Annotated in this window: 8 protein-coding genes; 3 read left to right on the top strand and 5 right to left on the bottom strand. The window is 52.7% G+C overall.

Annotated features, from left to right (window positions below):
- Window positions 1-206 precede the first annotated feature (206 nt).
- From J4G02_17200 to J4G02_17180, 5 genes are all read right to left on the bottom strand, one after another.
- Window positions 207-371, bottom strand: a complete 165-nt coding sequence (locus J4G02_17200; protein MCE2396288.1) for a hypothetical protein — start codon at window positions 369-371, stop codon at window positions 207-209.
- A gap of 15 nt (window positions 372-386) precedes the next feature.
- Window positions 387-1,259 carry an MBL fold metallo-hydrolase gene (locus J4G02_17195; protein MCE2396287.1) on the bottom strand — a complete coding sequence of 291 codons (873 nt, stop codon included), beginning with the start codon at window positions 1,257-1,259 and terminating at the stop codon, window positions 387-389.
- The gene (locus tag J4G02_17190; GenBank protein MCE2396286.1) at window positions 1,252-2,673 is read right to left on the bottom strand and encodes a ComEC family competence protein; all 1,422 of its coding nucleotides are present in this window, start codon (window positions 2,671-2,673) and stop codon (window positions 1,252-1,254) included. The genes J4G02_17195 and J4G02_17190 overlap by 8 nt, the downstream gene beginning before the upstream one ends.
- 570 nt (window positions 2,674-3,243) lie before the next feature.
- Entirely contained in the window at window positions 3,244-3,999 is a 756-nt protein-coding gene (locus J4G02_17185; GenBank protein MCE2396285.1) for a sugar phosphate isomerase/epimerase, read from the bottom strand.
- A 274-nt stretch (window positions 4,000-4,273) separates the two neighbouring features.
- The gene (locus tag J4G02_17180) at window positions 4,274-4,864 is read right to left on the bottom strand and encodes a sigma-70 family RNA polymerase sigma factor (protein ID MCE2396284.1); all 591 of its coding nucleotides are present in this window, start codon (window positions 4,862-4,864) and stop codon (window positions 4,274-4,276) included.
- Window positions 4,865-5,263: 399 nt separating this feature from the next.
- Between J4G02_17180 and J4G02_17175 the strand changes: the two genes are divergently transcribed.
- The 3 genes from J4G02_17175 to J4G02_17165 all read left to right on the top strand — a co-directional run bounded on the left by J4G02_17175 (window position 5,264) and on the right by J4G02_17165 (window position 10,210).
- Window positions 5,264-6,904, top strand: coding sequence for a thiamine pyrophosphate-requiring protein (locus J4G02_17175; protein ID MCE2396283.1), 1,641 nt, complete (start codon window positions 5,264-5,266; stop codon window positions 6,902-6,904).
- Between the two features lie 153 nt (window positions 6,905-7,057).
- A complete protein-coding gene (locus J4G02_17170) occupies window positions 7,058-8,020 on the top strand; it encodes a D-2-hydroxyacid dehydrogenase (GenBank protein ID MCE2396282.1) in 963 nt (320 codons plus the stop codon).
- Between the two features lie 30 nt (window positions 8,021-8,050).
- The gene (locus J4G02_17165) at window positions 8,051-10,210 is read left to right on the top strand and encodes a DUF3604 domain-containing protein (GenBank protein MCE2396281.1); all 2,160 of its coding nucleotides are present in this window, start codon (window positions 8,051-8,053) and stop codon (window positions 10,208-10,210) included.
- Window positions 10,211-10,283: the final 73 nt, after the last annotated feature.

Genomic DNA, 10,283 nt, shown 5'->3' with positions numbered 1-10,283 from the left:
AGGGTCAAATCTCCGAGCGAAAACTCTGCATGTTTCAGGATGCCAAGATTTTTTAAGCGTATTTTCAGGCTCATACCGATACCTCCACAATCGTCATCGTGTCGTTACCGATAACCTCTACTACCTTGATACGATAAAGTTGGGCACACATATTAAGAAACAGTGCAAAGAAACCGAGTTTTGCAGAAAAAACTCGGTTTCAAATACTAAGCTGCGATAGTATCATAAACTTCACGGTATTTCAAGGGCATTCTGTGACCGCTATCCTCACCGTTCCTCCACATGATGTGTAACCCAACACCGTCGTCCATCGGTTCGCAACCGGATAGCCCCAAACCGATCTGTCCGCAAGATATGACACTCTCGTTCACGGTAACGTTCCACGACTACCTCAGACGGGAAGCGGTATCGATTCCGCTGCCCCAGAGAGAAGATCGCGTACCGCGGACGCACAGCATCGAGGAACTCCGTACTGCTAGATGTTTTGCTCCCATGATGTGGCACCTTAAATCCTTACCCGATTCAACCAACATCAACTCAACCTTTCGTTCGATATCCCCCGTGAACAAGATCCGCACGTCCCCATACGTCAACTTCAGAACAAGCGAATCGTTATTGACATCCTTATCATGCAGATCTGTTGACGCTGCATCAAACGGATGCAGCAACTCCAACAGCGTCGTGGAGGTCAGGTCAACCGTTCCAGCGTAACCGAGTTCATGGGGAATACGTTTTGCATCAACAATTTCATGCAGGATCTGATGGGTTGACTCACGCTTGACATCGAAACCGCGCAAAATATGCGCCAACCCACCGCCGTGGTCATTGTCCGGATGGCTCAAAAGGAGCAGGTCTATCCCAAAAACACCTTCGTGGCACAAGAACGGGTCAAGCGTCCGCTCGCCATGATCGTAACCCACGCGCCTCACAATTCCCGCTTCAGTCGCCTCAGTCCTCAATGAATTGGCTCCCCCATCGACTAACATAACTTTCCCGTCAGGGAATCGGACAAACGCCGCGTCCCCGTGTCCGACATCAAGAAACGTAATATCTAACAGCCTACCCCGCTCACGCCAAGCGGCGTCCCAAATCCAGATCGCCAGAACCATCAACCCAATCACCAGAACCTGTTTTCGGTGCATCCACACCCACACCCAATACACAACCGCGAAACAGCCGACGATGTAAACCACAATGAAACCGAAACTTGGCGGCGGTGTTTTCAGCACCGTCCACGGTTGACCGAAAAACTCAATCAACTCCAGGAAGATCCAGAGAATCAAGTGATGCAAGGGGCAGCCAGATCAAACCGAGCAAAACCGAGAGCAGCGTTATGTTGACTAAGAGCGCAGCAAGTCCGACAGTAAACAGCCCCGCGAGGAGTCCAATTGGGTAGATTCGATGGAAGTGCCATGCGCCGATTAAAGTCGTCCCCACCTGTGCGGATAATGTCACTCCAAACCCCATCGCCAGCCACCAAGCTGCACGTCCCCAAAGGGATTGAGGGCGCAGCACACTATCGCGATCAACCGTCGAATCGGTTCGACCGAACCCGAAGATACGGGCGATAAAGCCCTCCCACTTGGGTGCAAGATAAACAATAGCTGCCACCGCAGCAAACGACAGTTGGAAGCCGATGTCCCACAGTTGCGCGGGGTTAATCAACAACAGGACAAGCGCAGCCAACGCAAGCAGATTAAACAGATCTCTATCTCGATCGATAATCCGCGAGATCAGGTAGATAAACGCCATCAGCGACGCACGGAAAACGGACGGGCGAAAACCGACAAGGCAGGCGTAGAGCACCACAGCGGCAATCGTCAATAGGTCGGTAGTTTTTCGAGGCAGGCGCAGAAGCGAAAAGCCGAAAAAGCAGACAGTCGCAATCAGCCCAACGTGCAAGCCCGACACAGCGAGGATATGTATATTTCCGCTATTACGGAAGGCATCAAGAATATCGGGCGAAAGTTCACTTCGCAGCCCAAGGAGCAGCCCCTTGAGAACTTGAGCATGAATACGATTCTCGCGATAGGCTCTGTCGATGACAGTTTCGACCCGCCGACGCAACCCTTCCGTCCAGCGCAATAGCGGAAAGCCGGAACTATCCGTCGGAACAATCTCCTGATTCCACTGCGGATACAGAATCCCGAAGTCCCCCCGACGGGCGAGATAGGAACGGTAGTCGAAGCCCCCCGGATTCCTTTGACCGTTTGGCTGACGTAATACCCCTTCGACCTCGATCCGATCGCCGTACCGCAAAGGGATCGGCTCACGGAATCGGATCAGGAGCTCCGCGTCCACCGCTAAGTTTCGGTTCCCTACCAATCGGATAGTCCCGTTTGCGTAACCAGCCTCCCACTGCTCACCCCGTTCTGGCTGATACGCCATCTCCCCTGAGAAATGCACCGGCTGATCATAGAAGTCCAGAGGAATGGGTGAAGTCAGCACAACCTTCAAACGGAACATACCACACGCACAGATCGCCCCTAGCAGGAACACCCAGCCCCACCTCGATATACGCGCATCCGTTTTCCATAAATAGGAGAATCCAACGCCACCGATAAGGCAGATCAGCCCAATCAGCCAGATCCAAAAGAGAGGGATAGGTAGGACCCTTGCGATAAGAACGCCGAGTAGATAGGGAACGAGTGTGCGAAGAGCCAGTCGAGGCACGTAACTTCGTCCCTCCATGAGAATAAAGTAGTAGGCAAACGCCGTGTGCCGTAACCTTCGTATGCCGTTAAAGTAGTAGGGCACATTGCTTTTATAGTAGATTTCAGAATTATGGTGAATTCTGAAAATAAATAGACACTTTCGCTCCCCGTGTTTGGCAGGCGCTGTTTCCAACTGCGCCGATGCGGTGCGGTTAAAAACCGCACCTACCGGGGTGATGCCCGGATTTTTCCATCCCCGGTAGACGAGGTTTGCTAACCTCGCCGATTTGCAGTGCCCAAGTAATTCTAAAATCTACCATAATTAGACACTCCCAATCCAGAACCAACCCCCTAAATCCCCCTTATCAGGGGGACTTTGGAAACTTCGCGTAGGTTGGAGTTATTGGTAAATGTCCACTTATTTCTCTGAGTCACTATAATCGCGCCTGTCCCGATTTATTGGGAATCTTATCGGGCTTCCGTGTGCCGTAACCCTTGTGCCAACGACGGCACAGCGAAATGCAATGTGCAGCCCTTTTCCGTTCAGTGAGCCAATGAACTAATGTACCAATGCACTGGTGTCCCAACATCAATAACCGATGTCTTTCAGGTAAGCGCGATTGATTCGGATCTTCGCTTCGTCGGTACGCTCTGTCGCTCCCGGACAGGCAGTTATCCAATCGCTATAGCCAATATCCTCTAACGCCTTCAGAAAGGCAGGATAGTCACACATGAGCCCTTCACCTAACTCGACATTACCCCCATCTTTATGATCATGAAGGTGGACGTAGGAGATGCGATCCCGATAATCGTAAACCGCTTGAATGGGATCATAACCCCAGTGGACAGCATGAGACATATCTAGGCATAGGCGGCATCGATCGAGGCGTGTCATGAATCGCTTCCACTCATCGGCACTGTCCACCACATGTCCCGTATGCGGATGGAAGGTGACAGTAACACCGAGCGGTTCGCCGTAAGCAGCGAGATCCTCATAGACCGCCGCCATGCGATCTAGATCGAGATCTGTCGTTTCCCCCTCAAGGCGTCCTGGCCCCTTGGTCATAAAGGTAGGAACCTCAAGGTCCGAGGCGAATTCAATCCGCCGTTTGTTAATCTCATGGGTTGGCTGCGTTACGTCAAGCGTGACATTGGGACCACAAATGGCAGCGACCTGTATACCGACAGCGTCACAGATCTGAGTAACGCGACGCGCCGAACCGAGCCAATCGAGCGACTGACGGGCTTCCCAACCGTCCCAGCCAGCCTCTCGGAGCTGCACAAGTGTTTGTTCTAAATTGGGGTTTTCCCAACGGAGGGCACTGTAGGCAAGTGGAAATGACATAGCAAATATCCTTTCAGGTTGGTGTTAACAATAACAGGACTAACGCAAATTTGGCACACGGGGGTAGATTTTTGATTTTTAACCCCCTAAATTCCCCAACCCCCTAAATCCCCCTTGTCAGGGGGACTTTGGAAAATCAGGGGGACTTATGAACGCGCTGCGTAAGTCCTAAATAAAAAATACTCACATGTAATCTGTTTCTTACGCATTACGTATTATCCTTGATAGATGATAGCATTATCAGATACACGGCAATCTACGTCGTATCACCCCATTACCGCTCAAGCTGCTGTATCGCCTTTCGCAACGCCTGCCGCGCTTCATGCAGCCGCGATCTAACGCGCCCCAAAGAGCAGCCAAGCACCTCCGCCAGCTCCTCATAGGACAGGTCTTGCATTTCGCGGAGAACCAGTATCTTTCGGTAATCATCTTTGAGGCTAGCGAGCGCCTGCTGCAAAATCTCCCGCTGTTCTGCCTGCAAGACCGTGCTTTCCGGAGTCGCCGTGTTAATCGGCACCCACGGCTGCGAGTCGTCAATCTCCATCGGATCGGTCTTACGCCGCTGGCGCTGATCCTTCAAATTGAGGCATCTGTTAGTAACAATCCGGTATAACCACGTCGAAAACTGAGATTTGAATCGAAACTGCCCAATATTCTCCCAAAGCCAAAGAAAAACGTCCTGCGCCACATCACTGGCGTCTTCAGGACTTGCGAGCATCCCGTAAGCGATATTATACACCCACTGCTGATACTGACGCATAAGGGTTTCCATGGCTCGCTTGTCACCGTCTTGACACCGGCGGACGAGCTCATGGTCACTGATGTCATCGGGTCGCGTTTCGCTAGGAACTTGTTGGTCGTTCAATTTTATCAGCCAGACGGAAGAATGATGCGTAATGAGCAAGAGGGAAATTTTTAATATTATGTATTACGCACTGTTTTTTTAGGAGAACACAGAGAAGTCAACAGCAACCTATTACCAAATTGTACATATAACCGGAGAACTGCATACGAAGTCTATTTTATCCAGTTTACCGTGGGTTGTCAAGCAGGCATAGTGGAAATCATAACACTTGCGAAAGTATAGCGAATCCGTTATAATAATCCAAGCTGCATCAAAGTAGTAGGCACGCTCCGCGTGCCGTAACCTCTGTATGCCGTAACCCTTATGCCTATTAGGCCACAACGAAGAACAATGTATAGCCTTCATTAGTTTAATCAATCAATGAAACAATAAACCAAAATTAAAGGAGAATCCGATTAGATGGACACAACACAAGCCGTAGCACGAATATTGAAAATGGAAGGCGTTGAATGGATATCCTGCTTCCCCTCCAATCAACTCATCGAAGCGGTTGCCCAAGAGGGTATCCGGACCGTCATGTTCCGACACGAGCGTGGTGCCGTCATGGCAGCCGACGGGTACAGTCGCGTCAACAACCGTAACAAGTTCGGCGTCATCATCACACAAGGCGGGCCCGGCGCTGAAAACTCTATGGGCGGTATTGCGCAAGCTTTCGCCGACAACGTGCCGATTCTGTACCTACCGGGCGGTCCCTCAATCGCCGAATACGCGGTTCGTCCCTCCTTCTCACCGGTCCGCACATACCAAACAGTGTCGAAATACGGCGAGGTCATCACAAAACCGGATCAAGTTGCGACCGTTATGCGCCGCGCGTTCCATCATCTCCGGAATGGTCGCCCTGGTCCCGTAATCGTCGAGACACCGAGCGATGTCGGATTGCAGGACGTACCAGATGGTGCTCTCAACTACAAGTCACCGAAGCGAGCACTTCAGCTCCCTTCCCCCAGCGATATCAAAGACGCCGTTAGCGAACTGCTGAACGCGAGGAAACCCGTCATCTGGTCGGGGATGGGTGTTCTACTCTCCGGCGCAACCGAGGCACTTCGGGAATTTGCCGAGTTGACCGAGATACCGGTCTACTGCACCATGCCGGGCAAATCCTCCTTCGACGAGCGACATCCCCTTTCCGTTGGCTCCGGTAGCGGTGCGACAACTCTCCCCGCGCGGACGTGGTTGCAGGAATCAGATGTGCTACTCGCCATCGGTTCAAGTCTGACCCACACGCATTACGGTCAACCGATTCCGGATGGCAAGGTCATCATCCATAACGCCGAAAGCATCGAAGATATCAACAAAGACTTCTCCGTTGACATCGGACTGCCCGGCGATGCCAAGCTGACGCTAGAGGCGATGATCGAGGAAGCCAAAGCCCAACTCGGCGAAAGCGGCAGAAAGGGCGAAACCCAAGTCGCCACAGATATTGCCATACTCAAGAAAACGTGGATGGATGAATGGTCACCGCTGCTCAACTCCGACGAAGAGCCGATTAACACCTACCGCGTAATCGGTGATATGGTCAAGGCAATGGATCTGGAGAATAGCATCGTCACCCACGATGCCGGTGCCCCGCGTGATTCAATCATGCCGTTCTACCCCGGAACCGTGCCACACAGCTACATCGGTTGGGGCAAAACCACCCATCTCGGTTTTGGCATACCGTTGATGATCGGGGCAAAGATCGCCAAACCTGACAAGTTCTGCTTGAACTTCATGGGCGATGGTGCTTTCGGCATGTCCGGCTTAGACCTCGAAACCTCTGCTCGTGCTGGCGCACCTATCACCACCGTTGTCCTCAACAACGGCGGGATGTCCACCTACCCCGGGGGCTATCCAACAGCCCGTGAGCAGTTCGGCACAACGGAAATGACAGGTGATTACGCTAAGATTGCCGAAGGTATGGGAGCGGTCGGTATCACTGTGGTTAAGCCGAGCGAAATGGTTCCCGCACTTGAGCAGGCGCAGCAACTGAACGCAGACGGTCGCACGGTACTTCTCGACGTGCATACCAACATGGAATCACGCCGATCACGCTTCAGCTAGGTTCTGCCACCGTTTGACAATTTGAACCGGCTCTAATACACCCGAAACGATTTCGGATTTTGTAGGTCGATTTTCCAAAATCGACAGTTTTGTGTCGAGATATGAATCTCGACCTACATACTTTCGTTACTACCAATCTCAGAGGACAACACTATGATCAAACTTGTCATGATGCCACCGTTGGATGAACTCAAGCGCGAGTTCGCCCCGCGTCTGGAGGCAAACCTCCCGGAGTATAGCGTCGCTGTCCCCGAAACCGACGAAGAGGCACGCCGTGAAATTGTCGATGCTGACGCAGCATACGGCTGGATACCGCCCGATGCGCTGAAGGTCGCAACAAAATTACGGTGGTTGCAAAATCCCGATGCAGGTCCCTTTCCGGGCTACTACTACAAAGAACTTATTGAGCATCCCGTGATGATCGGTAACCCACGTGGTATCTACTATGATCATATCAGCCACCATATCATGATGTTCCTTCTCGGACTTTCTCGCGGGCTGCCCTACTACGTCGAAGCACAACGAGAACGCAGATGGGCCCCGGACGCTCGTAAAAATTACGTCGATCTCGCTGTATCCACCGCCCTAATCTTCGGCGTAGGCGGCATCGGCCATGAGACAGCAAGGCTATGTTCGGAGTTCGGCATGAAGCTAATCGGTGTAGAGCCAAGACCGGAATATGATCTCCCATACGTCGAGATGCACCCGCCGGCGGATCTGGATTCCCTGCTACCACGTGCCGACTTCGTGATAGCGACAACGCCGCACACACCCGAAACCGAGGGGATATGGAATGCCCAACGTTTCCGCCTGATGAAGAATACCGCTTACTTCATCAATATCGGGCGCGGCAAAACCATGAAAATAGACGACCTCACAGACGCTGTTGAGAAGGGTGAAATTGCCGGGGTCGGTCTCGATGTATTCGAGACAGAACCGCTGCCATCGGATCACCGTTTGTGGAACCTGCCCAACGTTCTGCTCACACCCCACATCGCGGTGAAGGACGCCGAAAACCTCCCGGAACGCCGATTCGAGGTTCTCCTCGAAAACGCTAGGCGGTTTGCCGCCGGCGAACCGTTACGCAATGTGGTCAACAAAGCCGGGTGGTACTAATATCTCGCGCACGATGCGGAGAAATATCCTATGACGGAATCAGAAATTCGCGCCTTATACGGTTGGGCAGAGATCGATCCGGCTGCCCCGATTGTAGCGGGATCGGTCGGTACATGGCGTATCACCTACCACGCCGGTCGCTACGGAATCGATGATGGCGGTGTCATTAAATTCGCTTGGCGTGATGTCAGTGACTGGGCAGCACCGCAATTTGAAAACCCTTCCGCACCGGAATATGCTACCGTCTCCACGACAGGTCCCGCATCCCTGCGGGCGCGGTTTGAAAAGCAACGCTACATCCGGCCTTGGCGGCTCTGTGTGACCGTTGATGTGTTTGACGATTCCCTCTCCGAAGGGGACACTATCACCCTAACACTCGGAGAGACTTCAGGCGGCAGTCCGGGCAGTCGAGCACAGACCTTCTGCAAAAAAGCGTTTGAATTTCGCGTCGCTGTCGACTGGTGTGGGACATGGGTTTACACGGAAGTTCCCTCTCCAAAGATCCCAATCATCAGTGGTCCCCCGCACAAGTTGGTGGTATTGGTCCCCTCGGAAACCATCCCCGATGAAGAAACATGGATCGGGATTAAAGCTGAAGACCTCTGGGGCAATCCCAGCACCGGATATAACGGAACCGTCCAAATCAACGCTGAAGGATTGAGCGGTTTGCCAGAGACGTATCAATTCCACTCCACAGACCGAGGGGCCCACCGTTTTGAAGGTGTGAAAGCGCCCCAAACGGAGACTTATCGAGTGAGCGTAACCGATTCAGAAAATGGGTTGGAAGCAGAAGGAAACCCGCTTCGCTGTGTGGAAAATCGTGGCACCTACCAACCCTTCTGGGGCGACCTCCACGGTCAAAGCGAAGAAACCGTCGGCACCAATCCGGTCTCTTCTTATTTTCGTTTTGCACGGGAGGCAGCCTTAGTTGATTTCGCCGGACATCAAGGGAACGACTTCCAAATCACTGAAGCGGTCTGGAAGGAGATTAAAACGCAGGCGAACACCCAATACGACCCCGGCAGATTTGTCACCTTTGTCGGGTATGAGTGGTCAGCAAACACGCCGCTGGGAGGCGACCACAACGTCTACTATCCGGGAAACGATGGCCCCCTGCACAGGTCCAGTCATGTGTTGATCCCTGACAAATCGGACATCAATACCGATTGCACCCACGTCACAGAACTCTACGATACTCTGAGAGAAGAAGATGTCCTGCTGCTGCCCCATGTCGGCGGACGCTACGCCAATCTCAACTGGCACGACCCGGAACTGGAACCGCTCATTGAGGTTTACTCTGAGTGGGGCGAGTTCGAGTGGTTTCTGCGGGAAGCATTGGAAAAGGGTTACCAAGTCGGTTTCACCGCCGGGAGCGACGACCACAAGGGACGCCCCGGTGCCGCCCCGCCGGGCAGCGGTTCGTTCGGTGTCTACGGTGGATTGACCTGTATCTACGCAACAGAGTTGACGCGAGAAGGGTTGTGGGAAGCTCTGAAAGCCCGTCGATGTTACGGGACGACAGGGCAGCGCATCCTGCTTGACGTAACCGCAGACAGTCAACCAATGGGGTCAGCATATCAGGCGAGCCAACCGCCGGAGATCGCTGTGAATGTGGTTGGCACCGCTCCCATCGAACGGGTGGACATTTTCAGAGGACTGCAACAGATCTACACCTTCCCCGAAACAACCGAACGAGCGGATGATCAGATCCGTGTGGCGTGGTCGGGACAGCGGATTCGGGCGCGAAATCGACTAGTGCAATGGGACGGTAGCCTTGAAATCGATAGGGGACAGATTCTAAACGCGGAAGGTTACGCCTTTGACACTCCCGCTGAAGGGATTGAGGCGGTAACCGAACGAACCGTGTCTTGGAAATCCGTAACAACCGGAGACGCCGATGGAGTAATCCTGAGACTCAACGTACCGCATGAGACAATCCTCGATTTTAGGACCCCAGTGTTAAATCGGACAGTCCCGCTTCAGGAAATCAACGATTCACCCGTTGTCGTCGATGCCGGTGGAATTGATATGAAAGTTGGATTTGAACGACTGCCGCTCGGTATTGGTAGGGAAGTAGCGTTTACATTTAGAGAGGCAGCGTTGCCCACGGGTTGTCATCCGTATTGGGTTCGAGTGCTGCAGACAGATGGAGCAAAGGCATGGGCAAGCCCTATTTATGTCACAATTTGACCGCTCCCCGCTCTAAAGAACGGGGATTGTTTTGTTAGCAATTCCACATTCTCGTTCTTAGAGTTTAGCGTCT

This window comes from Candidatus Poribacteria bacterium, from assembly GCA_021295755.1.
Taxonomy (GTDB): domain Bacteria; phylum Poribacteria; class WGA-4E; order WGA-4E; family PCPOR2b; genus PCPOR2b.
The sequence above is the reverse complement of the archived record's forward strand: the minus strand, read 5'-3'. Positions and strand labels throughout refer to the sequence as shown.

Coding starts and splice junctions, on each gene's coding strand:
- J4G02_17185 (MCE2396285.1), bottom strand. CDS start 3,999: ATGTCATTTCCACTTGCCTACAGTGCCCTCCGTTGGGAAAACCCCAAT.
- J4G02_17175 (MCE2396283.1), top strand. CDS start 5,264: ATGGACACAACACAAGCCGTAGCACGAATATTGAAAATGGAAGGCGTT.
- J4G02_17170 (MCE2396282.1), top strand. CDS start 7,058: ATGATCAAACTTGTCATGATGCCACCGTTGGATGAACTCAAGCGCGAG.
- J4G02_17165 (MCE2396281.1), top strand. CDS start 8,051: ATGACGGAATCAGAAATTCGCGCCTTATACGGTTGGGCAGAGATCGAT.